Genomic DNA, 24600 nt, shown 5'->3' on the forward strand with positions numbered 1-24600 from the left:
CCGCGGAAACGGATTGCCGGAGGCCGGCGTCCGCGCGGGCAGGCAGTCGGTGAGGCGCCTGCCCGGGCACGGCGACGGTGTCGCCGTGCCCCGCGAATCTCTGCGGGTTAGAGGTCTTCGGCGGAGAGGATCATCTCGGTGAGGCCCTTGCCGCCCTGGACCATCGGATATACGTTCTCGGTCTGATCGACCTGGAAGTCGAGGAACACCAGGTCGTTCTTGCGTTTGAAGGCTTCACGCAGGGCGCCTTCGACGTCACCCGGCTTATCCACCCGCAAGCCGACGTGGCCATAGGATTCGGCCAGCTTGGCGAAATCGGGCAGGGAGTCCATGTACGACTCCGAATAGCGGCCGCCATGGAACATCTCCTGCCACTGGCGGACCATGCCCAGGTAGCGGTTGTTGAGGTTGCAGATCTTGATCGGCAACCTGAACTGCCGGCAGGTGGACAGTTCCTGGATGTTCATCTGGATCGAGGCTTCGCCTGTGACACAGGCCACCGGACTGCCGGGGTGCGCGAGCTGGGCGCCCATCGCGTAAGGCAGGCCGACCCCCATCGTTCCGAGGCCGCCGGAGTTCAGCCAGCGGCGCGGCTTGTCAAAGCGATAGTACTGTGCCGCCCACATCTGGTGCTGGCCGACGTCGGAGGTGATGAAGGCGTCGCCGTCGGTGACCTCCCAGAGTTTCTGGATCACGTACTGGGGCTTGATGATCTCGTCGGAATTGCGGTATTTCATGCAATCGCGTCGACGCCATTCTTCGACCTGCTTCCACCACACGCCGAGCGCTTCGGGATCGGGGCGGGCCGGATTGGCCTCAAGAAGCTTGATCATTTCATCGAGCACGTCGGCGATATTGCCGACGATCGGCACGTCGACCTTCACACGCTTGGAGATCGAGGACGGGTCGATGTCGATATGGATGATCTTGCGCGGTTCCGAGGCGAAATGGCTCGGGTCGCCGATCACGCGGTCATCGAAACGGGCGCCGATGGCGATCAGCACGTCGGAGTACTGCATCGACATGTTGGCTTCGTAGGTGCCGTGCATGCCCGGCATGCCCAGATACTGGCGGTCGCTGGCGGGGTAGCCGCCGAGACCCATCAGGGTGTTGGTAATCGGGAAGCCGAGCATCCTGGTGAGCTTCGTGAGCTGTTCGGCCGCGTTGCCGAGCACCACGCCGCCACCGGTGTAGATCATCGGACGCTTCGCTTCGAGCAGCAGCTGAAGCGCCTTCTTGATCTGACCCTGGTGGCCCTTGACCACCGGATTGTAGGAGCGCATCTCGATGGTCTTGGGGTACTCGAAGGCGCACTTGGTGTTGGACACGTCCTTGGGAATGTCCACCAGTACCGGACCCGGACGACCGGTGCGGGCGAGGTAGAAGGCCTTCTTGATGGTGCTGGCGAGGTCCCGCACATCCTTCACGAGGAAGTTGTGCTTCACGCAGGGGCGGGTGATGCCAACCGTATCGACTTCCTGGAAGGCGTCCTGGCCGATCGCGCCGGTCGGCACCTGGCCCGAGATGATCACCATCGGGATCGAGTCGCAGAACGCGGTGGCGATGCCGGTTACCGCATTGGTGGCGCCGGGGCCCGAGGTCACCAGCGCAACGCCAACCTGCTCGGTGCTGCGCGAGTAGGCGTCGGCCGCATGGACCGCAGCCTGTTCGTGGCGTACCAGTACGTGACGGATCTGTTCCTGCTTGAACAATTCGTCATACAGGAAGAGGACCGCGCCACCGGGATACCCGAAGACATATTCGACCTTTTCTTCCTGCAGGCACTTGATTAAGATTTCCGCACCAGTCAAGACCATTCAGGCACCCAGTTGCTTGATTCATAGGAGAACCCGCAACCTTACCGGCCCCCAGAGGTTTGGTCAAGGCAGCATATTGTGGGCAGGCTCTTCCGCTAGTCTCAGGTTTCGCAAGGACTTTTCAGCTGGCATCCCGTAACGAACTGGAACGCTTTCTTGAGCAGGTGGAACGTCGTGCCTTCAAGCAGGCGATGTTCGCACTGCGTAACGAGGAGACCGCGCTCGACGTGGTGCAGGATGCCATGCTGCGCCTCGTGGCGAGTTATGCGAGCCGGCCGGCGGGTGAACTGCCGATGCTTTTCCAGCGCATCGTGCAGAACGCGATCCGTGACCAGATGCGTCGCCAGAAGGTACGGCGATTATGGATGTCCTTCGTTTCGGTCTTCGGTCGAAACGAAGAAGAGCTGTCCGATCCGCTCGACGCACTGATCGCAAGCGACGGTTCCAACGAGGCCCTGGCGCCTCACCGAGAAGCCGAGCAGAACCAGATGCTGGCGATCATCGAGCGGGAGATCGCCCGGCTGCCGGCGCGTCAACGGGAGGCTTTCCTGATGCGTTACTGGGAAGAAATGGACATCGCCGAGACTGCGGCGGCGATGGGCTGTTCAGAAGGGAGTGTGAAGACCCATTGTTCGCGTGCCACCCACACGCTCGCCGCAGCACTCAAGGCGAGAGGGATCAAACCATGATGACGGAGCGCCGTGTCGCGCGAAAGATGACCCTCGTGCTCGATCAGGGCGTGGATCGCCTCGATGTGCGCACCGCGTCGCGGCTCGCGGCCTCGCGCAGGCAGGCGCTCGGCATGCTCGGTGCGCCGGGGGGCGCCGGATTCCGGCGAGGAGCATGGCGCTTCCTGTTGGCACCGCTGGCCCGCGGATTGGCGGCGCTGCTGCTCGTGGGGGGCGTGGTGATCGCGGCCGATTACTGGGAGGGCGAGCAATTGCTGCGGGAGTCGAGCGAGGTCGACGCCGCCCTGCTCAGCGACGATCTGCCGATCGACGCCTACCTCGATTCCGGATTCAGAGCGTGGCTCGCCGAAGACGCGCGCTCCTGAGCGGCTGCCTGCTGCTGGCCCTGCAGATGCCGGTCGTGCATGCGGCCGGATCCGCATGGGAAGGGCTTTCGCCGCGCGAGCGGCAGATCCTCGCACCGCTCGCGCAGCAGTGGGGCGCAATGGATGACGAGCGCCGTCGCCGCTGGCTCAGGGTCGCGGACACGTACGACGGCCTGACCCCGGCCGAGCAAGACCGGATCCGGCAGCGTATGACCGATTGGGCAGCGCTCAGCGCGCAGGATCGGGAGCAGGCCCGGGCGCGCTACCGCTCGCTGCGCGCGATCCCGGCCGAGCGCAGGGAAACGCTGCGTGACAAGTGGGACGAATATCAGAGCCTGACGCCGGAAGAACGGCAGAGAATCCGCTCCGGCGGCGCGAGTGGTGCAAAATAGCGCGCCTTGACCGCCGCTTTGCTCTGCCCGATGACCGAAACTCCCCCTACAAGCAGGCTGATCGTTGAACTGGCCGGCCTGCGCCGCCGTCTTGCCTCGCTGCTTTACGAATCGCTGCTGCTGCTCGGCGTGCTTGGACTGACCTTCATGGTGCCGATGCTGATCATCGGCGTGGTGTGGCAGATATCGGTGCCCGGCTGGATCGAGTGGATCCACATCTTCGTGGTCCTTGGTGCCTATTTCATGTGGTACTGGCGTCGTGGCGGTCAGACGCTGGCAATGCAGACCTGGCGGCTGAAGCTGGTGGACGTGAGCTCCGGCGTGGAAATGTCGCTTCGCCAGGCCGCGCTGCGTTACGTGCTGGCGTGGCCCTCGGTGCTGACCGGCATCGGTCTTCTGTGGGCACTCGTCGATTCCGATCGCCAGTTTCTCCACGATCGTCTGAGCGGCAGCCGTATCGTCCTGATGCCACCCGTGAAGAACTGACCTTTCGTCCTCCGGGCTTGTTTGCTGCGGTGCACCCCGATATAGTCCGCCCGGCAGTCTGAGTACTGCTTTGGTCTTATCCGGCGCTCGCACTCGTGCGACGCCATCGTAAGCCGCGGCGGGTTCTGCTTCCACGCCGGGGCGGTTTTCGTGGGGAGCCTTCCGATGATTCTTTCAGCTCATCGTCGCGCGTTGCTGCGCGGCATTCTTGCCGGCATTGCCGGCACCTGCATGATCTCGCACGCGTCGGCCGAGACGGTGCTGCGGGTTTCCGCGATTCCGGACGAGTCGCCGACCGAGCTTCAGCGCAAGTTCGCCCCGCTTGGAACCTACCTGCAGGCCGAGACCGGGATGCCGGTGAAGTTCGTGCCGGTCACCGATTACGCCGCGGTGGTCGAAGCGCTCGCCAACGGCAAGGTCGACCTCGCCTGGCTGGGCGGCTTCACCTTCGTTCAGGCGAAGATCCGTACCGGCGGTACTGCGATTCCGTTGGTCCAGCGCAGCGAGGACGCAAGCTTCACCTCGAAGTTCATCACCGCCAGCGACAAGATCAAGACGCTTGCCGATCTCAAGGGCAAGACTTTTGCCTTCGGTTCGCCGTCGTCGACCTCCGGTCACCTGATGCCGCGCCATTTCCTGGCCGAAGCCGGGGTCGATGCGGACAAGGATTTCAAGTCTCTTGCGTTTTCCGGCGCGCATGACGCGACTGTTGCGTTCGTGCAGGCCGGCAAGGTCGAGGCCGGCGCGCTCAACGCCTCGGTGTGGGACAAGCTGGTCGAGCAGAAGAAGGTCGATACCACCAAGGTGCACGTCTTCTACACCACGCCTTCGTACTACGACTACAACTGGACGGTGCGCGGTGATCTCGACCCGGTGCTGATCGGCAAGCTGCGCGATGCCTTCCTCAAGCTCGACCCGGCAAACCCCGCGCACAAGGAAATCATGGCCCTGCAGCGCGCCAGCAAGTTCATTCCGACCAAGGCAGAGAACTACGCGGGTATCGAAAGTGCCGCGCGTTCGGCCGGTCTGGTCCGCTAAGGATGGCGTGATGGAAGGCGGTCGACCGGTGTCGATCGCCGTTTGGTCTGGATTCGAGCAATGAGTTTCAATCTCGCAGGCGTCAGTGTGGTGCACCGCAATGGCGCGGTTGCGCTCGAAGACATCAGCCTCCGTGCCGGCCGCGGTGAGCGGATTGCCCTGATCGGGCCGTCCGGTGCCGGCAAGACGACCCTCCTGCGCCTGCTGGCGGCCAGCCTCAAGCCGACCCGCGGGCAGCTCGAGTTGCTCGATACCCCCGCATGGTCGATCGACGCGCGGGCCCTGCGCAGCTTGCGCGCGCGCATCGGCATGGTCCACCAGAGTTCGGCGATCCCGCCGCGCCAGCGTGTCGTCACCGCGGTACTCGCCGGGCGGCTGGGGCGATGGCCGCGCTGGAAGGGGCTGGTGTCCTGGCTCTATCCGCTCGATCCGGCAGGCGCGCAGCGCGAGCTCGCGCGGCTCGATCTCGGCGAGCGGCTCTTCGATCGCTGCGACAGCCTCTCCGGTGGTCAGCTGCAACGGGTTGCGCTGGCGCGGGTGCTTTACCAGCAGCCGGAGCTGATCCTTGCCGACGAGCCGGTTTCGGCGCTCGATCCGACGCTCGCCGAGCTGATCACCCGGCTGCTCAACGAGGAGGCGACACGCCGCGGCGTGGGTCTCGTGGCGAGCCTGCACGCTGTCGACCTGGCCCTGCGATATTTTCCGCGGGTGGTGGGCGTGCGGGCGGGGCGCATCGCCTTCGATTGCGCCGCCGGGCAGGTCAGCGAAGCGATGCTTGCCGGGCTGTACGGACCTGTGCCCGGGGCTGCCGGAGAGAACCCCGAGGCCGATCGATCGGCCACGCCGGTTGGCACTGCGGTGCCGCTGATGTGCCGATGAGCGTTCGCTCGCTGCGCGACCCGGCGGCGCTCGGCCGCCTCGGCTGGAGCATTGTTGCGCTGGTCTGTCTGTGGCCGCTGCTGGTCATCGCGCAATTCCGGCCTGGTGCATTGTTCGAGGCCGGCAATCTCGATGCGATGGGGCATTTCCTGGCCGGCTTCTGGCCCCCCGAGGTGTCCGGTTTCTTCCTTCAGCTGCTGTGGACCGCAACGCTCGAGACCCTGGCGATGGCGACCGCCGGCATCGCGCTTGCCTTGCTGCTGGCGGTTCCGCTGTCGTTGGCGGTGACCCGTAGCCTGTCGGCCGCCTCGCTCGCTGGCGGGCGACACAGCCTCGTGGTTTCGGCTGTCCGGGCCATGTTGCGCCTGTTGCTGGTGGTGCTTCGCGGGGTGCCCGAGCTGGTCTGGGCGCTGGTCTTCGTGCGTGTCTTCGGCCTCGGACCGGCAGCCGGCGTGCTCGCCCTGGGGATCACCTATGGCGGGATGCTGGCCAAGGTCTTCTCCGAAATCCTGGAATCCGGCGACCTGCGTCCGGCGCGTGCGCTGATGGAGGCGGGGAGCGGGCGCACCGGGGCGCTGCTCTATGGGCTCTTGCCCGGGGTGAGCCAGGAGCTGGTTTCCTACACGGTCTATCGTTGGGAATGCGCGGTGCGCGCTTCCGTGGTGATGGGCTTCGTCGGGGCTGGCGGACTCGGCCAGCTCATGGATCAGTCGATGAAGATGCTCAACGGTGGCGAGGCCGCGACCATCCTGGCCACTTTCCTGGTGCTGGTGCTGGGTGCGGACGCGCTTTCCGCCTGGCTGCGCCGGCGGCTCGCCTGAGATGCGTGGCATGGACAGTATCCCGCGACCACGACCCTGCCTCACATGCGTGCTCGGTGCGCTGGCCTGCTTCGCGGCGGTGTGGGCGAGCTTCGCGTGGCTCGATCTTCCCTTCGGTGAACTGTTCGCCGCTTCCGCGCTGACGGACATGGGGCGCTTCGTTGGCGCCTTTTTCCCGCCCGACCTGTCGCCCGCCTTCCTCGCCAAGGTCGCGAGCGGAACCCTCGAGACACTGGCGATCTCGGCGATCGGGACGGTGCTGGCGGTGGTTGCAGCGGTGTTCCTGGCCTTGCCGGCCGCCGGACGCTTCGGTCTGCCGGCGCGCGCGGGTGCGCGCCTGGTGCTCAATTTCCTGCGCTCCGTGCCCGAACTGGTGTGGGCCACACTGATGGTGCTGCTGGCCGGGCTGGGGCCCTTTGCCGGTGTGCTGGCGCTGGCGCTGCACACCGCGGGCGTGCTTGGCCGGCTGTTTGCCGAGGCGCTCGAGAACAGCCCGGCGGAGCCCGAAGCGGCGCTGCGCGAGCTTGGCGCTGGCCCGGTGTCCGCGTTCTGCTATGGCGTCATGCCGCTGGTCGGCGCACAGTGGCTGGCCTATGCGCTGTACCGCTGGGAGATGAACATCCGCATGGCCGCCATCCTCGGCTTCGTCGGCGCCGGCGGGCTGGGCACGATTCTGTATTACGAGCTGTCCCTCTTCCACGAGGCCCGGGCCAGCACGGTGATCATCGCCATGCTGGGCCTGTCGGTGCTGGTCGATACGGTCAGCGCGCTGTTCCGGCGCGGCCGCCTCGCCGCGCAGTGAGTACCGGCCTGCCGGCGCCTCGCTGGCAGATTGTCTGCCAGGGTCGTACACTTCGGCTTCGTCTGCCAGCCGATGCCGCTGCAGATTACCCGTCATAACGCAAGAACGCGGAGTCCCGATGCGAACCGAGCATGCCCCAACGATCCAGCGCGCCGATTACCGGCTGCTTTCCTACACCGTCGATACGGTCGACCTGCATTTCAGGCTCGATGCCGAAGCGACCGAGGTTCGCAGCCGCATGCTGTGCCTGCGCAACCCCGAAGCCGCGGCCGGGCCGCTGGTGCTCTACGGGGATGCGCTGGAGCTGGTTTCGCTGACCATCGACGGACGCGAGCCCGCGCCCGAGACGATCCGGCGCAGCAGTGGCGTGATGGCGATCGAGGTCAGCGGTGATCGCATCGAGGTCGAGGTGGTGACCCGCATCAACCCGACCGCCAACACCGCGCTCTCGGGGCTTTATCGATCCCGCGACGGTCTGTTCACCCAGTGCGAGGCCGAGGGCTTCCGTCGCATCACCTGGTTTCCGGACCGCCCCGATGTGATGGCCCGCTTTACCGTCACGCTCGAGGGCGAGCGCGCCGCCTATCCGGTGCTGCTCTCCAACGGCAACCTGATCGAGGCAGGTAGCCTGCCGGACGGGCGGCATTTCGCGCGCTGGGAAGATCCCTTCCCGAAGCCTTCCTACCTGTTCGCCCTGGTCGCCGCGCCGCTGGTCGCGCTGGAGCGTCGCGAACGCACGTCGTCGGGGCGCGAGGTGCTGCTGCAGGTGTGGGTAGAGGAGGGCAATCTTGACCGTGCTGGCCACGCGATGGATTCGCTGGTCCATTCGATGCGCTGGGACGAAGAGACCTTCGGGCTCGAGCTCGACCTTGACCGCTACATGATCGTCGTGGCTTCGGACTTCAACATGGGGGCGATGGAGAACAAGGGTCTCAACATCTTCAACGCCAAGTACGTGCTGGCCAAGCCCGAGACGGCCACCGATTTCGATTACGAAGGTGTCGAGAGCGTGGTTGCCCACGAGTATTTCCACAACTGGACCGGCAACCGGGTGACCTGCCGCGATTGGTTTCAGCTCACCCTCAAGGAAGGGCTGACGGTCTTCCGCGATCAGCAGTTCTCGGCCGACATGCTCGCCGCGGCGGCGGGCGAGGCCGGTGCCGAGTCGGCCCGTGCGGTGCAGCGCATCAGCAACGTACGCGGGCTGCGTGCGGCGCAGTTCCCCGAGGATGCGGGGCCGATGGCCCACCCGATCCGCCCGGACAGCTACCAGGAGATCAACAATTTCTACACCGCCACGGTGTACGAGAAGGGCGCCGAGGTCATCCGCATGCTGCATACCCTGCTGGGGCGCGAGGGTTTCCGCAACGGCATGGATCTTTACTTCAGCTACCACGACGGCCAGGCGGTCACCTGCGACGATTTCGTCGAATGCATGGCGGAGGCCAACGGCGTCGATCTCGACCTCTTCATGCGCTGGTACGGCCAGGCCGGCACGCCCCGGCTCCGTGCGGAGGGCCGCTTCGATGCGGCCGACGGCAGCTATACGCTGACACTGTCGCAGCACACCCCGGGCACTCCGGGGCAGGCGGACAAGCAGCCCTTGCACATTCCCGTGGCGGTCGGCCTGATCGGGCCCGACGGCAAGGATCTGCCGCTGCAGATCGAGGGCGAGCATCATGCGCAGCTGGGCACCCGGGTGCTCGAGCTCAAGACCGCCGAAGCGAGCTTCCGGTTTGTTGGTTTGCCCGCCGAGCCGGTGCCTTCGCTGCTGCGCGGCTTTTCCGCGCCGGTGATCCTGGAACTCGAGGAGGACGAAGCGCGGCTGGCCTTCCGCATGGCGCACGACAGTGATCCCTTCAATCGCTGGGATGCCGCGCAGCGCTACATGGAACGGGTCATCCTCGCGCAGGCCGGCGAACATGCAGCCGGGCGCAAGATGGTTACGCCGCAGGCGTTCGGCCATGCCTTCAGGGCGCTGCTCGTCGATGAGCGCCTCGACCCCGCCTATCTTGCGGAGGTGTTGGCGCTACCCTCCGAAGCCTACCTGCTGGACCGCATGAAGCCGGCTGACCCGGCCGCCTTGCGTGCCGCGCTGATCCACCTGATGCGCGATCTCGGGCATGCCATGCAGGGCGACTTCCTGAGCCGCTACGCCGACCTCGAGGTGCCCGGACCGTATCGCTACCATCCCGCCGATGCGGGACGGCGCGCGCTGCGCAACCTGTGTCTGCGTTACATGACCGCGGCCGAAGTCGGCATCGCCTTCGAGCTGGCGCAGCGCCAGTTCGAACACGCCGAAAACATGACCGAACGACACGGTGCGCTGCAGGCGCTGACCCAGAGCGTGGCGCCGGGGCGTGAAACTGCGCTGGCGGCCTTCCGTACCGAGTTTGCCGGCGATGCGCTGGTGCTCGACAAGTGGCTGGCGCTGCAGGCCACCGCCTGGCGCTGGTCGGAAACGCAGCCGAGCGGGCTCGAACTGGTGCGCGCCCTGATGCAGGACGAGGCCTTCAGCCTCTCCAATCCGAACAAGGTGTATGCCTTGCTTGGCGGCTTCTTCCGGGGCAATCCGGGCGAATTCCATCGTGACGACGGGGCCGGCTATGCCTTCTGGGCCGATCAGGTGATCGCGCTCGATGCGCGCAACCCGCAGGTGGCATCGCGCATGGCGCGGGCGCTGGAGAACTGGCAACGCTACACGCCCGCGCTGCAGGCGCTCATCAAGGCCGAGATGCAGCGGGTTGCCGCCTGCGAGGCGCTTTCGTCCGACGTGCGGGAAATCGTCGAGAAAGCACTCGGCGACTGAGCGCTGCAGGAGGAAACCTTGTCGTCGTGCGGACGGTCTCAATGACATGAATGACCGTCCGGGCGTCGGCGGTTTTCGACGCCCCTTGCAAGAGGAGGTGTGAGATGACGCCTGCAAATCTGCCGGGAATGTTCGTTTCCGAATCGGAAGGCTGGAACGAGATCAACCGGATTCATCCGGGTGTGACGAAGATGCTCCTCGCCGTGGTGGTGCCGCTGTCCTTGCTGCCGCCGCTGATGTACGCCTACGCCAACATGTTCCATCCGGGGCAGATCTTTCCTGCGATGGAGCCGCCACTGAGCGGTGGGGAAGCCATGCTGGTCGGCGGCGGCTTCTTCATTGCCGAATTGGTGATGGTGTTCCTGATGGCTGACATGATCCGCCAGATCGCGGCATCGCATCGCGTGATCGCCGGCTTCGAGAACACCTTTGCGCTTGCCGCCGTGGCGCCCGCACCACTGTGGCTCGCGTCGCTGATGATGTTCGTGCCGAGCGTCTGGCTGAGCGTCATCGCCCTCGCCGTGGCATGGGTCGGGTCGGTGGCACTGATCCGCCATGGTGTGCGGCCGCTGCTCCATGTGGCGGACCGCGACCAGGCAAGGGATATCGCGAGCGGCATCACCATTGCGGGTGTCGTTGGCTGGATCGGCCTGATGGTGGTCATGGCGCTCATGGTCAGCGCCATTATCGGCTGGCGTTGAACCGCCGGCCCCACGTTTGCTTCCACGGTCGTGGGGTGGCGGGGTTGCGTGTGCCGTTAACGATCGGCTAAGGAAACGCGTCCAGAATCGTCCGGATGGCAGGTGGTGTTGTGTCGTATCCCCGTGCCGGTCCGCTGACGCGTCATGTCCGCTGGGCCGGCAAGCTGCGATTCGACGCGTGGCTGTGGCGGGCATGACAGACTTGCGGGCGGGCGACCGGAAAATCACCGCCGCGGCGTGACGACAGCGGGTCAGAAGAAGAACATCAAGGGAGATCGTGCGCATGAGGGTGCTGCTGGTCGAGGACGACCGCCTGCTCGGTGATGGCTTGCAGGCAGGGCTTGCGGATGCCGGTCACGCGGTCGACTGGGTGCGCGACGGAGAAGCCGCGGTTGCCGCCCTCGGCAGCGAGCGCTTTGCGGCCGTGGTGCTTGATCTTGGCTTGCCCAGGCGTGACGGCCTCTCGGTGCTGGAATGGCTGCGCGGGCAGGGGGATGACACGCCGGTGCTGATTCTTACCGCCCGTGACGGTGTAGGCGACAGGGTCAAGGGTCTCGATCTGGGTGCGGATGATTATGTGGTCAAACCGTTCGACCTCGACGAGATCGCCGCACGTCTTCGCGCATTGGTACGCCGTGCCAATGGCAGGACCCGGCCGCTGGTGCAGCATGGCGGCCTGATACTCGATCCCGCGGCGCGAAGCGTCACCCTGGACGGCGAGCCGGTGGTACTGACCGGGCGGGAGTTCGAACTCCTGCAGTTGCTGCTCGACAACGCCGGACGCGTACTGACGCGCCGTACGCTGGAGGAGCAGCTGTACAACTGGGAGGAAGCCGTCGAGAGCAATGCGCTCGAGGTCCATGTGCATCATCTTCGCCGCAAGCTCGGTGCCAGCCTGATTCGCACCGTTCGTGGCGTTGGCTACATGGTGGATAAGGGCTGAAATGGTGCGCCCCGCTTCGCAGGCCCTGGGTAGTGCAAAGACATATTCGCTGCGCAGGCGCCTGCTGCTGTTGATGACCGGTGCGGTGACCCTGATCTGGTTCGCCACCGCAGGCGTCGCTTTCAAGCACACGATCGACGAAGCGGATGAGGTGTTCGACGCGCAACTGGTGCAGACCGGCGAGCTCCTGCTGGGGATCGTCGCCGGGGCCGATGTGGAGTACGTCGTTCGGGAACTCCAGGAGCACGAGCATCGCTACCGCGTACCGGTGTTCTACCAGCTGTGGCTGCGCGAGGACGGTCGCGAACGCTTGCTCGCGCGATCTGCAAACGCGCCCGCGGAAGCGGTTGCGGACAGAACGGGTTTTTCGTCGGTGTTGCTGCAGGACCAGCGGTGGCGCATCTATGTCCGTGACGATGGCAAGCACTATCGCGTGCTTGTTGGTCAACGCGACTACCTCCGCAGCAAGCTGGCGTATGAGCTGGCGGAACACCTGCTCGTGCCGATGGCGTGGAGTCTGCCGCTGCTGGCGCTGTGCATCTGGTGGGTGGTGTCGCGGGCCCTGCGGCCGCTCAAGGGGGTGGCCGAAACCGTGGCCGGCATGGACGCCCGCAATCTGGCGCCGCTGCGGCTGGTCGATCGCTGCCCGCTCGAGATCGGCCCGTTGCTGACGGCGATCGATACCCTTACCGAGCGGGTCGGCCAGGCGATGGAGCAGGAGCGCCGATTCACCGCCGATGCCGCGCACGAGCTGCGCACACCGCTGGCCGCGCTCAAGGTGCAGGCCCAGGTGGCGGGCCGGACCGCGGATCCGGAGGCGCGCACGCATGCGCTCGCGCAGGTGGTGGCGGGCGTCGAGCGGATGACGCACCTGGTGCAGCAGCTGCTCACCCTTGCGCGGCTTGAACCGAGCGAAAGCATGCCGACCACACAGTGCGTGGATCTGTCGCAGGCGGCCGCCGTGGCCTGTGCCGAACTCACACCGCGCGCATTGGCGCGTGAGCAGGTGCTGGAGCTCGATGCGCCCGTTCCTGTCACGGTGCGCATGGCGCCGGCCTGGGCGGAGATCCTGTTGCGCAACCTCGTCGACAACGCACTGCGATACGGGTGCGATGCGGGGCGCGTCGAGGTGAAGGTCGCCATCGATGCCGGCGAGGCGCTCATCGAAGTGCGTGACGACGGGCCCGGCGTCGCCCCCGAGCTTCGCGGTCGTTTGCTCGAGCGCTTCTATCGAGGACTGGATGGAGACGTCGAAGGCTGCGGTCTTGGTCTGTCCATCGTCAGCCGGCTGGTGGAGCTTGCCGGCGCGCGTCTGGGCTTCGCTGATGGCCTTGCGCGCCCCGGCGGATTCGGGTTGGCGGTGGAGATACGCATCCCGCTGGCCAGCGCAACTCAGTCCTGATCATCGTCGGCCATTTCGTCGTTGCCCTGGGCGTAGAGCAGACTGAGACCTTCGGCCCGTGCGCGGCACGCAAAATCGTGCAGTTCGTTCAGGGCCTCACCGCAGCCGGGGTTTCCGGTCACATTGGCCCAGCGGGTGGCAAGGACGTCGAGATCGTGTCGCGGCAGCGCGGCCAATGCGGCGATGAGCGTCCTGTCGATCTCCGCGATGATTTCGTCGGGGGCCTCTCCATCCAGAACAAGCGCGGCTTCATAGCCGCCAACCAGCAACATGCCGAGATGGCTGAGCTCGAAATCCGAAAATCCGATCAGCTGCATGCGCGGGATATCGTCCTCGGTGTCCTCGTCTTCAAATTCAAAAAAGGCTTGTTCGGCGTCCTGCCGGCGCGCAAGTGCAATGTCCAGCCACAACATTAGATTCTCTCCCTGGGTTTCCGACCCCGATGCGATGCGGCACTTTAATCCATTCGCGGCACGGAAGGCCGAGCATCCCTGTCCGTTCTCGCCGGTGCCCTGGCCAGTGTGCGCTCACCAACCGATGTGCTCGGCCCACCACAGACGCAGCCTCAGGCCGATCCCGCTGGTGTAACCGATCTCGACGAAACGGATCTCGCCGTGGGGATCGACGACGACGAACGCCGGCACGCCATGCAGGCCGAAGCGGCGGCTGATCGCGCCGTCGGCGTCGATTGCCGTCGGCCACGCCAGGCCGCGTTCTGCGAGGTGCCTTGCGACCTGCCGGGCGTTGCCCGACTGCATGGCTACGGTGAGGACTGGCCAGCCCTTATCGAGGCTGTCTACATTGCCTTCCATGAGGCGACAGATCGGGCACCACTCGGCCCAGAAATAGAGTGCCGTCGCGCGGCCGGGATGTCCTGCGCGCCACGACCCGCTGGTGATCTCGCCGCCATCGGCAAGCACTGCGCTGAACGTCGGCAGACGACCGGAAACCGCGTCGCGCTTGTGCCATGCCTGGACCACAAGGACGATGCCGACGATCAGCAGTGCTTCGAGAATCCAGCGCGTCAGACGCCGTGGTTTTCCAGTCATTCGTCGTGATGGCGGTGGACAGCCTCGATCCCGATTGTTTCGATCAAGGGCTTGAGAGGCCCGCAGTGTACGATGTTTCGAGCGCGGCCGCGGGGCAGTGGCCGCGATATGCGTTTTATGGAGGTGGCGCGATGGGTTTCTCGGCCTCTATCGGTATGCGGTGTTTTCATTTCGAGGATCTGCGAACCCTCTTGGCGAAGGCCGCTCCGGCACGTTCGGGCGATGCGCTGGCCGGGGTGGCTGCGGAAAGCGAGCTTGAGCGGGTGGCGGCCAGGATGGCCCTTGCCGATCTGCCGTTGCGCCACTTTCTCGAGGAGGCGGTGATTCCTTACGAGGCCGACGAGATTACCCGGCTGATCGTCGATAGCCATGACGCGACCGCCTTCGCCGTGATCTCCTCCCTTACCGTGGGCGAGTTCCGCGAATACCTGCTCGCCGATGAAACCGACGCCGCGCCGCTGCAGCGGTTGGCGGCGGGCATCACCCCTGAAATGGCCGCGGCCGTGAGCAAGCTGATGCGCAACCAGGACCTGATCCTCGTGGCCGCCAAGTGCAATGTCGTCACCCGTTTTCGGAACACGCTTGGCCTGCCCGGTCACCTCGCGGTGCGCCTGCAGCCCAACCATCCCACCGACGACCCGAAGGGCGTCGCCGCGTCGATGCTCGATGGCTTGCTGTACGGCTGTGGCGATGCGGTTATCGGCATCAACCCGGCCGGCGACAATCTTCCGTCGATCATCTCGCTGCTGCGCCTGATAGACGATTTTCTCGTGCGCTACGAGGTGCCTACCCAGTCCTGCGTGCTCACCCATGTGACCAACACCCTGCGGGCGATCGAATGCGGCGCACCGGTCGATCTGGTGTTCCAGTCGATCGGCGGCAGCGAGCAGACCAATCGCAGCTTCGGCATCGACCTGGCCCTGCTCGCGGAAGCGCGCGCCGCGGCGCAGTCGCTCGGCCGCGGAACACTCGGCGACAACCTGATGTACTTCGAGACCGGGCAGGGCAGCGCGCTGTCGGCCAACGCCCACGGCGGCGTGGACCAGCAGACCCTCGAGGCGCGCGCCTACGCGGTGGCGCGTGCCTTCTCGCCACTGCTGGTCAATACCGTGGTTGGTTTCATCGGCCCCGAGTATCTATACGACGGCAAGCAGATCATCCGTGCCGGGCTCGAGGACCACTTCTGCGGCAAGCTGCTCGGCCTGCCGATGGGCTGTGATGTCTGCTACACCAACCACGCCGAAGCGGACCAGGACGACATGGACAGCCTGCTGACCCTGCTCGGGGTCGCCGGGGTGAATTTCATCATGGGCGTGCCGGGTGCCGACGACGTGATGCTCAACTACCAGCGCACATCCTTCCACGACGCCGCCTATCTGCGACGGGTGCTCGGCAAGCGCTGCGCTCCCGAGTTCGAGCGCTGGTTGATCGACAGCGGCATTGCCGACAGCACGGGGCGTCTGCTGCCACCCGATGCGCGGCAAGCGCTGCTGCAACTGGCGGCATCGCTCTAGCTTGCCTGCTTAAGAACCAATGCACGGAGCGCACCATGACCAGCAATGAAGACCAGGACGGCGCCATTGCGCGCGGCGCACGCGACGATCCGTGGACACGGTTGCGCCGTTTTACACCGGCGCGCATCGCGCTCGGCCGGGCTGGGGGCAGTCTGCCGACCAGGGCGCTGCTCGAGTTCGGGGCCGCGCATGCCGGCGCACGCGACGCGGTCCATCACCCGCTCGATGCCGGGCCCTTGCTTGAGGGTCTGGCCGCGCGCGGGCTCGGGCAGCTCAGCGTTGCTTCCGCCGCCGGCGATCGTCCGACCTACCTGTGTCGGCCGGATCTCGGTCGCCGGCTGGATCAGGATTCGAGTGCGTCGCTCGAAGCCTGGCGGGCCGCCAGCGATGGCGATCCGCCCGATCTGGTGCTGGTGCTTGCTGACGGGCTTTCCGCGCTGGCGATCGAGCGTCACGCGCTGCCGCTCATCGATGCCTTGCTGCCGGTGCTGGGCGATCTTCGCCTCGGGCCGGTGGTGGTCGCCCGTCAGGCGCGGGTCGCGCTCGGCGACGAGGTCGGCGCGCTGCTGGCCGCTCGGCAGGTGGTGGTGCTGATCGGCGAACGGCCCGGCCTGAGCTCACCGGACAGCCTCGGACTCTACCTGACCCACGCGCCGCGTCCCGGGCGTACCGATGCCGAGCGCAACTGCATCTCGAACGTGCGCCCCGAGGGGCTGGCCTACGTCGACGCGGCCCGGCGGCTGGCCTTCCTGATCCGCGGGGCCCGCGAACTCGGGGTGTCGGGCATCGCGCTCAAGGATGACAGTGCGACACTGCCCGTGGGCCAGGTCGGTTCGGACGGTGATCCTGCGAAGCCGGCGGATTGAGACGGTTCAATCCGCTTGGGAAAGAAAAAAGCCCGGCACAGGCCGGGCTTCCTCTCGTCAAGCAGCGGCTTCAGGCAACCGCGACCGGAATCTTGCCGATCTTGGCTTGCCACTCGCGCGGGCCGGTGGTGTGCACCGAGGTGCCGCTCGAATCGACCGCCACGGTGACCGGCATGTCCTTGACCTCGAACTCGTAGATCGCCTCCATGCCGAGATCGGCGAAGCCAACGACCTTGGCCGACTTGATCGCCTTGGCGACCAGGTAAGCGGCGCCGCCGACGGCCATCAGGTAGGCCGACTTGTTGTCCTTGATCGCCTCGATGGCGACCGGGCCGCGTTCGGACTTGCCGATCATCGAGATCAGGCCGGTCTGCTCGAGCATCATGCGGGTGAACTTGTCCATGCGGGTGCCAGTGGTGGGGCCGGCCGGGCCGACCACTTCGTCGCGCACCGGATCGACCGGTCCGACGTAGTAGATGACCCGGTTGGTGAAGTCCACCGGCAGTTTCTCGCCCTTGGAGAGCATGTCGGCGATGCGCTTGTGGGCGGCGTCGCGGCCGGTCAGCATCTTGCCGTTGAGGAGCAGCTTCTGGCCCGGCTTCCAGGCGGCGACCTCGTCCTTGGTGAGGGTGTCGAGGTCTACCCGGGTAGCGGACTTGAGATCCGGTGTCCAGGTGACGGCGGGCCAGTCCTCGAGCTTCGGCGGCTCGATCTTCGCCGGGCCGGAACCGTCCAGATGGAAGTGGCAGTGGCGGGTGGCGGCGCAGTTGGGGACCAGCGCGATCGGCAGGTTGGCGGCGTGACAGGGGTAGTCGAGCACCTTGACGTCGAGCACCGTGGTGAGGCCGCCGAGACCCTGGGCGCCGATGCCCAGCGCGTTGATCTTCTCGTAGAGTTCGAGGCGCAGCTCTTCGGCGCGGTTGCTGGCGCCACGTGCCTTGAGCTCGTGCATGTCGACCGGCGCCATGATCGATTCCTTGGCCAGCAGCATCGCTTTTTCCGGCGTTCCGCCGATGCCGACGCCGATGATGCCCGGCGGGCACCAGCCGGCACCCATGGTCGGGACGGTCTTGAGTACCCACTCGACCAGGTCGTCGGAGGGATTGAGCATCGCGAACTTTGCCTTGGCTTCGGAGCCGCCGCCCTTGGCCGCGCAGATGACTTCGACGCCGTCGCCCGGGACGACCTCGAAATGCACCACGGCGGGGGTGTTGTCCTTGGTGTTCTTGCGGGTGCCGGCGGGGTCGGCCAGCACCGAGGCGCGCAGCGGGTTGTCCGGATTGGAGTAGGCGCGACGCACGCCCTCGTCGATCATCTGCTGGATGCTCATGGTGGCGTCCGGCCAGGTGACCTGCATGCCGACCTTGATGAAGACCATGCCGATACCCGTGTCCTGGCAGATCGGGCGATGGCCTTCGGCGGCCATGCGCGAGTTGGTCAGAATCTGGGCGATGGCGTCCTTGGCTGCGGGGCTTTCCTCGCGCTCGTAGGCTTCACCCAGCGCCGAAATGTAGTCGAGCGGATGGTAGTAGCTGATGTACTGGAACGCGTCTTCGATCGACTTGATCAGGTCGTCCTGGCGAATTGCGGTCATGTGTTTTCCCCCGGATAAATCTGTCTTGATGGTTTTTCGTTCTGGCTGCTGCGGGCCGCGCGCCTAGTGATGATCGGCTTCCAGGCGGATGCTCTGGTTCATGACCTTGTCGGTATATGCCAGCAGCAGCGCGGAAACGAGGAGCGTAGCATGGATGATCACCTGCCACAGCAGGGTCTTTTCGCTGACATTGTCGGCGTTCATGAAGGAGGCCAGCAGGTGGATCGACGAGATGCTGATGAGCGCGGTGGCAAGCTTGATCTTGAGTACGCCGGCGCTGATGTGGTTGAGCCATTCCGGCTGGTCCGGGTGGCTGTCCAGATCGAGTTTCGAGACGAAGGTCTCGTAGCCGCCGATGATCACCATGATCAACAGGTTGGCGATCATCACCACGTCGATGAGCCCGAGCACGATGATCATGATCTGGTCGCTGGTGAGACCGGGCAGGTCCTGGATGAGCGCGACCAGCGTCTTGATGAACTTGTAGGCATATACGCCCTGGGCAACGATCAGTCCGAGGTAGAGCGGGGCCTGGAGCCAGCGGCTCCAGAAAATGGTGGATTCGAGAATTCGGAGCATACGCATGATGGGCGGGATTTTTCCGGGATCCGGCAGTTTGCCGTGGCGGCGCATTTTAACATCTCCGCGAGCCGCTTCTGCTGCGGTGCACATACGCCGATGCTTCCGGAATGTGTAAGTGCCGTGTAAGAATGGTTTTGTTAAATCGTGACATTCACCGGAGCAATCGGGACGCCGACATAGCACTACGAATACGACCGGAGGGGCAACCCTTCGGCGCAAACCGATCAGGCGAAGCCTGGCATCTTTGAAACAACGATGAAGTTGAGGAGAGGTTAGCGATGTCGAACAACGAAACCACCCAGCAGAAGATGTACTACCCCTCGGAAGCGTCGATGAAGAACGCTGCGATTTCCGGCATGGATGCCTACAACGCACTGTGCAAGGAAGCGGAAGCCGATTACCAGGGGTACTGGGCGCGTCATGCCCGTGAGCTGCTGGACTGGAAACAGCCTTTCACTACCGTCCTCGACGAGAGCAACGCTCCTTTCTTCAAGTGGTTCCCGGACGGCAAGCTCAACGTTTCCTACAATTGCCTGGATCGCAACGTCGAGAAAGGGCTGGGCGACAAGGTCGCGGTGATCTTCGAAGCCGACAATGGCGAAGTCACCAAGGTCACCTACAAGGACATGCTCTCGCGTGTCAGCAAGTTCGCCAACGCGCTTCGCGGCATGGGCGTCAAGAAGGGCGACCGCGTCGTCATCTACCTGCCGATGTCGATCGAAGGTGTGGTCGCGATGCAGGCGTGCGCCCGTATCGGTGCAACGCACTCCATCGTGTTCGGCGGCTTTTCCGCCCAGGCGCTGCGCGATCGTATCGAGGATGCCGGCGCGGTTGCACTGATCACTTCCGACGGCCAGCACCGTGGCGGCAAGGCCCTGCCGCTCAAGCCGATCGCCGACGAGGCGCTGACCCTTGGCGGTTGCGACTCCATCAAGAACGTCATCGTGGTCAAGCGTACCGGCGGTGACTGCAACATCGTTGCCGGCCGCGACATCTGGTTCCACGACGCGGTGGAAGGCCAGTCCGAGGTCTGTGAGCCCGAGTGGGTCGATGCGGAGCATCCGCTCTTCATTCTCTACACCTCCGGTTCGACCGGCAAGCCGAAGGGCGTCCAGCACTCGTCGGGCGGCTATCTGCTGCAGGCGGTGATGTCGATGAAATACACCTTCGACATCAAACCCGACGACGTCTTCTGGTGCACGGCGGATATCGGCTGGGTCACCGGCCATACTTACATCACCTACGGGCCGCTGGCCTGTGGCGCGACCGAGATCGTGTTCGAAGGCGTACCGACCTATCCCGATGCGGGTCGTTTCTGGAAGATGATCCAGAACCACAAGGTCACGATCTTCTACACCGCACCGACCGCGATCCGTTCGCTGATCAAGGCCGCGGACAACAACGAGTCGGTGCATCCGAAACAGTACGATCTGTCGAGCCTGCGGATTCTCGGCTCGGTGGGCGAGCCGATCAACCCGGCCGCCTGGGAGTGGTACTACGAGAACGTCGGCGGCGGTCGCTGCCCGATCGTCGATACCTTCTGGCAGACGGAAACCGGTGCGCACATGATGACCCCGATGCCGGGCGCAACGCCGCTGGTGCCGGGTTCGTGCACGCTGCCCTTCCCGGGCATCATGGCCGCGGTCGTGGATGAGACCGGTACCGACGTTCCCTGGGGGCAGGGCGGCATCCTCGTGGTCAAGCGTCCATGGCCGTCGATGATCCGCACGATCTGGAACGATCCGGACCGTTTCGTGAAGTCCTACTATCCGCCGGATTTCCAGGGCAAGCTCTACCTTGCGGGCGACGGCGCCATCCGCGACGCGGAAACCGGCTACTTCACCATTACCGGGCGTATCGACGATGTGCTGAACGTTTCCGGCCACCGCATGGGCACGATGGAAATCGAATCGGCTCTGGTCGCTCACGAGAAGGTGGCGGAAGCGGCCGTTGTCGGTCGTCCCGACGATGTGACCGGCGAAGCGATCGTTGCCTTCGTGGTGCTCAAGGGTCCGCGCCCGACCGGCGACGAAGCCAAGGCCGTGGTCAAGGAGCTGCAGAACTGGGTTGGCCACGAGATTGGCCCGATCGCCAAGCCGAAGGACATCCGCTTCGGTGAGAACCTGCCGAAGACCCGTTCGGGCAAGATCATGCGCCGGTTGCTGCGTCAGCTTGCCAAGGGTGAGGAAATCCTCCAGGACACCTCGACGCTCGAAAATCCGGCCATCCTCGACCAGCTCAAGGGCTGATCGAACCACTCGGGAAGGATCGCCCCCGCAAGAGGGGCGAACTTCCGCAAAAGAATAATTGGAGGCAGTCGGCCCCTTAAGCCGACCGATGGGAGGGGGAGAAGGGCGCGGAAACGCGCCCTTTTTTCTTGAGACGCCGCCTGCATGCAGCAGGCGGCGCATTTTTTACTTGCTGCCGACCTGACTCATCATCCGTTCGAGTTCCTTGGCCGGCACGAAGCCGCCGATGCGGTTGCCGTCGGCGAGGAAGATGGTTGGCGTGCCGTTAACCCGGTGCTTCTGGCCGAAGGCGGTGTTCTTCTGGATCGCCGAGGTGTCGCAGCTGGCGCTCGCAGGCGTCTTCGCGCTCAGCATCCAGTCGTTCCAAGCCCCACCCTTGTCCTTGGCGCACCAGATGTTCTTTGACTTGTCGAGCGAATCAGGACCCAGGACCGGGTAGAGGAAGGTGTAGATGGTGATGTCGTCGACCGATTCGAGTTCCTTGGCGAGGCGCTTGCAGAAGCCGCAGTTGGGGTCCTCGAAGGTGGCGATGACCCGCTTGCCGTTCCCCTTGACCTGCTTGATCGCCTGATCGAGGGGCAGACTCGCGAAGTCGATCTTCAAGAGCTCATTCTGTCGTGCCTGAGTCACGTTGCGCCGGGTCTTGCTGTCGATGATGCTGCCATCGACCAGAAATCCGACCTTTTCGTCGGTGTAGATCAGATCGCCCGACTTGAGCACCACCTCGTAAAGGCCTCCGTATGGCGTTTTCGTGACCGATGCGACCGCAGGCGCATTGAGAAAGGCCTCGACCCCTTTCTTGACGGAGGCTTCGTCGGCATGGGCCAAGCCGGCCGCGGCCAGCATGATGGGCAGCACGGCCCGGGTAAAACGCAATTGCATCATCATTTCCTTGTTGGTCGATCTCGAGAAGGATGTTAATCGTTTTCGGCGATGAGCCCGGAGTCCCTCAGGGACTTGTCCATCGAGGAAGGCTCGTTGGCCGTCATCGTTAAACAGGACTTCGCGTCGTTACGCCGTCCGCATCCGGTGCAGGCCGATGGAGCTGATCGGATAAATCATTCAGAACTTTCCGCTGATCGCGTAGCGAACCAGCGCATTGCGTACGACCGGTATCCTGTTGGTGAGGTTCATTCCAAGATTGCGCAGGCCCGAGACGATCGGGTTCGTCGGCCTGAAGAGATGGTTGAGCCCATGGGTGGTGTATTGCAGCAGGGCTGTTTCCTCTGCGCGCGCGCGGGCGTAGCTGCGCAGTACTTCGATTTCGCCGGGGTCGCGCCAGCCCGGCAGGGCTGCGAGCTTGTCGGCCAGGGTCATGGCGTCCTGATAGCCGAGATTGATGCCATGGCCCGAAAGCGGATGAATCGCGTGGGCTGCGTCTCCGATCAGCGCCAGCCGGGCGCCCACCGGATCATCCACTCGCATCAACCGTAGCGGAAAGGCCTGCGCCGGACCGAGTGCTTCGAGCACGCCGAGCTGATTTCCGCCCGCTTCGGCGACACGCCGTGCCAGTAAATCCGGCTCGAGCGCCATCAGTTCGTCGGCAACGGCATCGGGTGCCGACCATACGATCGAAATGCGATTGCCGGGCAGTGGCAGCCAGGCGAGGATCCCGTCCTTGCGGAACCATTGGCGCGCAACGCCGTGATGAGGTTTTGAGCAGCTGAAGTTTGCGACCACGCCCTTTTCCGCGTACGGACTGAAGTGGGCTTCGATGCCCGCCTTGTCACGCACCCAGGACTGAACACCATCAGCCCCCACGATCAGCCTTGCATCGAGCCGGCGACCGTCCTCCAGGAAGATGCTGGCCTTGTCTTCTTCGCGGGCCAGCGATGCAGGGACCGCAGGGCAGAGCAGCTTGACGTTGTGCTGGCGTTTGATGCTCTCCCAGAGCTCGCGTTGCATCAGGCCCGATTCGACGATCCATGCCAGTTCGTCAAGTCCGCTGTCGTAACACGAGAAATCGAGACGACCGCCGTCGTCGCCGTGGATCTGCATGTCGTATACCGGCGCGATCCGGCTGTGGTCGAGATGCTCCCAGGCGCCGATCCTCTCGAGAAAGGCCGCATTGACCGGGCTGATTGCGTAAATGCGGGCGTCCCAGTCGCCAGCGGGGGCCGGCGGGCGAGCTTCGATGACGCCGATGCGTAGATGGGTGCCGCGTAGCGCCGCAGCGAGGCTGGCACCGGCCAGTCCGGCGCCGACTATGAGAATGTCGAAATCCATGCTTCAGGTCCCCGAACCTGTAATACCCGATACCGTGAAGCCCGAAGTTCAAGATTACCTTCGAGCCCGCTCCAGGCCGGGATTGTGCCCGACGCGCCTGGTCAAGTCACCCGCCCCGGCTGGCGACGCTATTGGACTGGACGTGCAGGCAGAGTAAAGTCGCGCCGGTCGGCCGCCGCGGGCGGCCCGCAACGTGGACATGCAATGGAATTCCTGTTCGATGGTGGTTTCTGGCTGTCGGTGCTGCAGATCATCGCCATCGATATCCTGCTCGGCGGCGACAACGCGGTGGTCATCGCGCTCGCCTGCCGACGCCTGCCCGAGCATCAGCGCAACCGCGGCATCTTCTGGGGTGTGATCGGGGCCATCGGCCTGCGTATCGTGCTCATCTACTTTGCGCTCCATCTGCTTGCGCTGCCCTTTCTCAAGATCGTCGGCGGCCTGCTGCTCCTGTGGATCGGCGTCAAGTTGCTGCTGCCCGAGGGTGAGGACGAACATGGCCGTATAGAGGGCGGAACGACTTTGTTCTCCGCGGTGAGGACGGTGGTGATCGCCGACGCGGTGATGAGCCTGGATAATGTCATCGCGGTTGCCGCCGCGGCGAAGGGGGATATCGCGCTCGTCATCTTCGGCATCGTGGTGTCGATTCCGGTGATCGTGTGGGGCAGCAGATTCGTACTCAGGCTGATGGACCGCTTCCCGGTAGTGATCGTCCTCGGTGGCGCGCTGCTCGGATGGATTGCTGGGGGTATGCTGGTCGGCGATGTGGTGTGGCACGACCGGATTGCGGCTCGGCTGCCGCACGCTGCGCTGGTGGCGGGTTTGGCGGGGGCAGCGCTGGTGGTGTTTGTCGGGCGTTGGCTGTCGGGGCGGATGACAGCCCGCAGCGCGCCGCTGCGTGAGATACCGCTGGACGGGCACGGTGACGGATAGGGGAAAGGCGATGACGCTGCGGGTACTGGTTGCGGTTGACGGCTCGCTGCCTTCGGGCAGGGCGCTTGGGCATGTGATCGACCTGGTGCGGGCAGGGGCCGGGCTCGAGATCCACATACTGAATGTCCAGATTCCGGTCGAGTCCGGGCATGTGCGCATGTTCGTCACGCCCGAGGAGATCGACGGCTGGTATCGCGACGAGGGTATCGCCGAACTCGAGCCGTCGCGCATTGCGCTCGATGCGGCAGGCATCGGGTACACCCAGCACATCGCGGTCGGCCATCTGGTCGAGACGATCTGCCGCTACGCTGCCGAGCAGGCGTTCGACATACTGGTGATGGGAACGCGTGGACGAAGGGGACTGGGCGGCGCCTTGATGGGGTCGGTCGCCCGTGGCGTGCTGGCTGCGACGACGATACCGCTCACCCTGGTGAAATGATGCC

At 64.8% G+C, this 24600-nt stretch carries 24 protein-coding genes; 17 read left to right on the top strand and 7 right to left on the bottom strand.

From position 1 onward, the window contains the following. Window positions 1-107: 107 nt before the first annotated feature. A complete protein-coding gene (locus tag GQB03_RS03570; RefSeq protein ID WP_159684512.1) occupies window positions 108-1817 on the bottom strand; it encodes an acetolactate synthase 3 catalytic subunit in 1710 nt (569 codons plus the stop codon). A gap of 59 nt (window positions 1818-1876) precedes the next feature. Between GQB03_RS03570 and GQB03_RS03575 the strand changes: the two genes are divergently transcribed. The 12 genes from GQB03_RS03575 to GQB03_RS03630 all read left to right on the top strand — a co-directional run bounded on the left by GQB03_RS03575 (window position 1877) and on the right by GQB03_RS03630 (window position 13144). Then, window positions 1877-2506: an RNA polymerase sigma factor gene (locus tag GQB03_RS03575; RefSeq protein WP_268817517.1), complete on the top strand. Its 630-nt coding sequence runs from the start codon at window positions 1877-1879 to the stop codon at window positions 2504-2506. Continuing rightward, the gene (locus GQB03_RS03580) at window positions 2503-2871 is read left to right on the top strand and encodes a DUF3619 family protein (protein ID WP_159684515.1); all 369 of its coding nucleotides are present in this window, start codon (window positions 2503-2505) and stop codon (window positions 2869-2871) included. Before GQB03_RS03575 ends, GQB03_RS03580 begins: the two co-directional genes overlap by 4 nt. Next, window positions 2844-3263: a DUF3106 domain-containing protein gene (locus GQB03_RS03585; protein ID WP_235026927.1), complete on the top strand. Its 420-nt coding sequence runs from the start codon at window positions 2844-2846 to the stop codon at window positions 3261-3263. The genes GQB03_RS03580 and GQB03_RS03585 overlap by 28 nt, the downstream gene beginning before the upstream one ends. Window positions 3264-3293: 30 nt before the next feature. Further along, complete coding sequence (locus GQB03_RS03590; protein WP_159684518.1) at window positions 3294-3749, top strand: RDD family protein; 456 nt, start codon at window positions 3294-3296, stop codon at window positions 3747-3749. A gap of 165 nt (window positions 3750-3914) precedes the next feature. Continuing rightward, entirely contained in the window at window positions 3915-4787 is an 873-nt protein-coding gene (locus tag GQB03_RS03595) for a putative selenate ABC transporter substrate-binding protein (RefSeq protein WP_159684521.1), read from the top strand. Between the two features lie 60 nt (window positions 4788-4847). Continuing rightward, complete coding sequence (locus GQB03_RS03600) at window positions 4848-5666, top strand: phosphonate ABC transporter ATP-binding protein (RefSeq protein ID WP_159684524.1); 819 nt, start codon at window positions 4848-4850, stop codon at window positions 5664-5666. Continuing rightward, window positions 5663-6487: a PhnE/PtxC family ABC transporter permease gene (locus GQB03_RS03605; protein WP_159684527.1), complete on the top strand. Its 825-nt coding sequence runs from the start codon at window positions 5663-5665 to the stop codon at window positions 6485-6487. Before GQB03_RS03600 ends, GQB03_RS03605 begins: the two co-directional genes overlap by 4 nt. A gap of 10 nt (window positions 6488-6497) precedes the next feature. Next, the gene (phnE, locus tag GQB03_RS03610) at window positions 6498-7289 is read left to right on the top strand and encodes a phosphonate ABC transporter, permease protein PhnE (RefSeq protein WP_159684530.1); all 792 of its coding nucleotides are present in this window, start codon (window positions 6498-6500) and stop codon (window positions 7287-7289) included. A gap of 118 nt (window positions 7290-7407) precedes the next feature. Next, complete coding sequence (gene pepN, locus GQB03_RS03615; protein WP_159684533.1) at window positions 7408-10098, top strand: aminopeptidase N; 2691 nt, start codon at window positions 7408-7410, stop codon at window positions 10096-10098. Window positions 10099-10202: 104 nt separating this feature from the next. Next, window positions 10203-10799 carry a YIP1 family protein gene (locus GQB03_RS03620; RefSeq protein ID WP_159684536.1) on the top strand — a complete coding sequence of 199 codons (597 nt, stop codon included), beginning with the start codon at window positions 10203-10205 and terminating at the stop codon, window positions 10797-10799. A gap of 283 nt (window positions 10800-11082) precedes the next feature. Further along, on the top strand, window positions 11083-11742 hold the full coding sequence (locus tag GQB03_RS03625) for a response regulator (protein WP_159684539.1): 660 nt from the start codon (window positions 11083-11085) through the stop codon (window positions 11740-11742). Between the two features lies 1 nt (window position 11743). Continuing rightward, the gene (locus GQB03_RS03630; RefSeq protein WP_159684542.1) at window positions 11744-13144 is read left to right on the top strand and encodes an ATP-binding protein; all 1401 of its coding nucleotides are present in this window, start codon (window positions 11744-11746) and stop codon (window positions 13142-13144) included. Here GQB03_RS03630 and GQB03_RS03635 read toward each other — a convergent pair. Together GQB03_RS03635 and GQB03_RS03640 are read right to left on the bottom strand one after the other, a co-directional pair. Further along, entirely contained in the window at window positions 13135-13557 is a 423-nt protein-coding gene (locus tag GQB03_RS03635) for a hypothetical protein (protein ID WP_159684545.1), read from the bottom strand. The genes GQB03_RS03630 and GQB03_RS03635 overlap by 10 nt on opposite strands. Before the next feature lie 114 nt (window positions 13558-13671). Then, window positions 13672-14193 (bottom strand): protein disulfide oxidoreductase, encoded by a 522-nt coding sequence (locus GQB03_RS03640; protein WP_159684548.1) that lies wholly within the window; start codon window positions 14191-14193, stop codon window positions 13672-13674. 131 nt (window positions 14194-14324) lie between these two features. Here GQB03_RS03640 and GQB03_RS03645 point away from each other — a divergent pair, with 131 nt between their 5' ends. Continuing rightward, window positions 14325-15707 (top strand): ethanolamine ammonia-lyase subunit EutB, encoded by a 1383-nt coding sequence (locus tag GQB03_RS03645; RefSeq protein WP_159684551.1) that lies wholly within the window; start codon window positions 14325-14327, stop codon window positions 15705-15707. Between the two features lie 35 nt (window positions 15708-15742). Further along, window positions 15743-16573 carry an ethanolamine ammonia-lyase subunit EutC gene (gene eutC, locus GQB03_RS03650; RefSeq protein WP_159684553.1) on the top strand — a complete coding sequence of 277 codons (831 nt, stop codon included), beginning with the start codon at window positions 15743-15745 and terminating at the stop codon, window positions 16571-16573. A 70-nt stretch (window positions 16574-16643) separates the two neighbouring features. On the opposite strand, the gene GQB03_RS03655 is transcribed toward eutC, so the two are convergent. Then, the gene (locus tag GQB03_RS03655; protein ID WP_159684556.1) at window positions 16644-18167 is read right to left on the bottom strand and encodes a fumarate hydratase; all 1524 of its coding nucleotides are present in this window, start codon (window positions 18165-18167) and stop codon (window positions 16644-16646) included. A gap of 63 nt (window positions 18168-18230) precedes the next feature. Beyond that, window positions 18231-18752 carry a TIGR00645 family protein gene (locus GQB03_RS03660; RefSeq protein WP_159684559.1) on the bottom strand — a complete coding sequence of 174 codons (522 nt, stop codon included), beginning with the start codon at window positions 18750-18752 and terminating at the stop codon, window positions 18231-18233. Between the two features lie 275 nt (window positions 18753-19027). Between GQB03_RS03660 and acs the strand changes: the two genes are divergently transcribed. Continuing rightward, on the top strand, window positions 19028-20998 hold the full coding sequence (gene acs / locus GQB03_RS03665) for an acetate--CoA ligase (protein WP_159684562.1): 1971 nt from the start codon (window positions 19028-19030) through the stop codon (window positions 20996-20998). Window positions 20999-21163: 165 nt separating this feature from the next. On the opposite strand, the gene GQB03_RS03670 is transcribed toward acs, so the two are convergent. Together GQB03_RS03670 and GQB03_RS03675 are read right to left on the bottom strand one after the other, a co-directional pair. After that, window positions 21164-21880 carry a DsbC family protein gene (locus GQB03_RS03670; protein ID WP_159684565.1) on the bottom strand — a complete coding sequence of 239 codons (717 nt, stop codon included), beginning with the start codon at window positions 21878-21880 and terminating at the stop codon, window positions 21164-21166. A 180-nt stretch (window positions 21881-22060) separates the two neighbouring features. Next, entirely contained in the window at window positions 22061-23224 is a 1164-nt protein-coding gene (locus tag GQB03_RS03675) for a UbiH/UbiF family hydroxylase (protein WP_159684567.1), read from the bottom strand. A gap of 204 nt (window positions 23225-23428) precedes the next feature. On the opposite strand from GQB03_RS03675, the gene GQB03_RS03680 reads away from it, so the two are divergent. Both GQB03_RS03680 and GQB03_RS03685 read left to right on the top strand, forming a co-directional pair. Beyond that, a complete protein-coding gene (locus tag GQB03_RS03680) occupies window positions 23429-24157 on the top strand; it encodes a TerC family protein (RefSeq protein WP_159684570.1) in 729 nt (242 codons plus the stop codon). Next, window positions 24147-24596 (top strand): universal stress protein, encoded by a 450-nt coding sequence (locus GQB03_RS03685; RefSeq protein WP_235026928.1) that lies wholly within the window; start codon window positions 24147-24149, stop codon window positions 24594-24596. Before GQB03_RS03680 ends, GQB03_RS03685 begins: the two co-directional genes overlap by 11 nt. The last annotated feature ends 4 nt before the right edge of the window (window positions 24597-24600 follow it).

This window comes from Cognatazoarcus halotolerans (assembly GCF_009800965.1).
Taxonomy (GTDB): Bacteria; Pseudomonadota; Gammaproteobacteria; order Burkholderiales; family Rhodocyclaceae; genus Cognatazoarcus; species Cognatazoarcus halotolerans.

What these genes read in the sequence shown, in the direction of transcription:
- GQB03_RS03570 (WP_159684512.1), bottom strand. Translation starts at nt 1,817, where the DNA reads ATGGTCTTGACTGGTGCGGAAATCTTAATCAAGTGCCTGCAGGAAGAA.
- GQB03_RS03580 (WP_159684515.1), top strand. Translation starts at nt 2,503, where the DNA reads ATGATGACGGAGCGCCGTGTCGCGCGAAAGATGACCCTCGTGCTCGAT.
- GQB03_RS03590 (WP_159684518.1), top strand. Translation starts at nt 3,294, where the DNA reads ATGACCGAAACTCCCCCTACAAGCAGGCTGATCGTTGAACTGGCCGGC.
- GQB03_RS03595 (WP_159684521.1), top strand. Translation starts at nt 3,915, where the DNA reads ATGATTCTTTCAGCTCATCGTCGCGCGTTGCTGCGCGGCATTCTTGCC.
- GQB03_RS03600 (WP_159684524.1), top strand. Translation starts at nt 4,848, where the DNA reads ATGAGTTTCAATCTCGCAGGCGTCAGTGTGGTGCACCGCAATGGCGCG.
- GQB03_RS03605 (WP_159684527.1), top strand. Translation starts at nt 5,663, where the DNA reads ATGAGCGTTCGCTCGCTGCGCGACCCGGCGGCGCTCGGCCGCCTCGGC.
- phnE (WP_159684530.1), top strand. Translation starts at nt 6,498, where the DNA reads ATGGACAGTATCCCGCGACCACGACCCTGCCTCACATGCGTGCTCGGT.
- pepN (WP_159684533.1), top strand. Translation starts at nt 7,408, where the DNA reads ATGCGAACCGAGCATGCCCCAACGATCCAGCGCGCCGATTACCGGCTG.
- GQB03_RS03620 (WP_159684536.1), top strand. Translation starts at nt 10,203, where the DNA reads ATGACGCCTGCAAATCTGCCGGGAATGTTCGTTTCCGAATCGGAAGGC.
- GQB03_RS03625 (WP_159684539.1), top strand. Translation starts at nt 11,083, where the DNA reads ATGAGGGTGCTGCTGGTCGAGGACGACCGCCTGCTCGGTGATGGCTTG.
- GQB03_RS03630 (WP_159684542.1), top strand. Translation starts at nt 11,744, where the DNA reads ATGGTGCGCCCCGCTTCGCAGGCCCTGGGTAGTGCAAAGACATATTCG.
- GQB03_RS03635 (WP_159684545.1), bottom strand. Translation starts at nt 13,557, where the DNA reads ATGTTGTGGCTGGACATTGCACTTGCGCGCCGGCAGGACGCCGAACAA.
- GQB03_RS03640 (WP_159684548.1), bottom strand. Translation starts at nt 14,193, where the DNA reads ATGACTGGAAAACCACGGCGTCTGACGCGCTGGATTCTCGAAGCACTG.
- GQB03_RS03645 (WP_159684551.1), top strand. Translation starts at nt 14,325, where the DNA reads ATGGGTTTCTCGGCCTCTATCGGTATGCGGTGTTTTCATTTCGAGGAT.
- eutC (WP_159684553.1), top strand. Translation starts at nt 15,743, where the DNA reads ATGACCAGCAATGAAGACCAGGACGGCGCCATTGCGCGCGGCGCACGC.
- GQB03_RS03655 (WP_159684556.1), bottom strand. Translation starts at nt 18,167, where the DNA reads ATGACCGCAATTCGCCAGGACGACCTGATCAAGTCGATCGAAGACGCG.
- GQB03_RS03660 (WP_159684559.1), bottom strand. Translation starts at nt 18,752, where the DNA reads ATGCGTATGCTCCGAATTCTCGAATCCACCATTTTCTGGAGCCGCTGG.
- acs (WP_159684562.1), top strand. Translation starts at nt 19,028, where the DNA reads ATGTCGAACAACGAAACCACCCAGCAGAAGATGTACTACCCCTCGGAA.
- GQB03_RS03670 (WP_159684565.1), bottom strand. Translation starts at nt 21,880, where the DNA reads ATGCAATTGCGTTTTACCCGGGCCGTGCTGCCCATCATGCTGGCCGCG.
- GQB03_RS03675 (WP_159684567.1), bottom strand. Translation starts at nt 23,224, where the DNA reads ATGGATTTCGACATTCTCATAGTCGGCGCCGGACTGGCCGGTGCCAGC.
- GQB03_RS03680 (WP_159684570.1), top strand. Translation starts at nt 23,429, where the DNA reads ATGGAATTCCTGTTCGATGGTGGTTTCTGGCTGTCGGTGCTGCAGATC.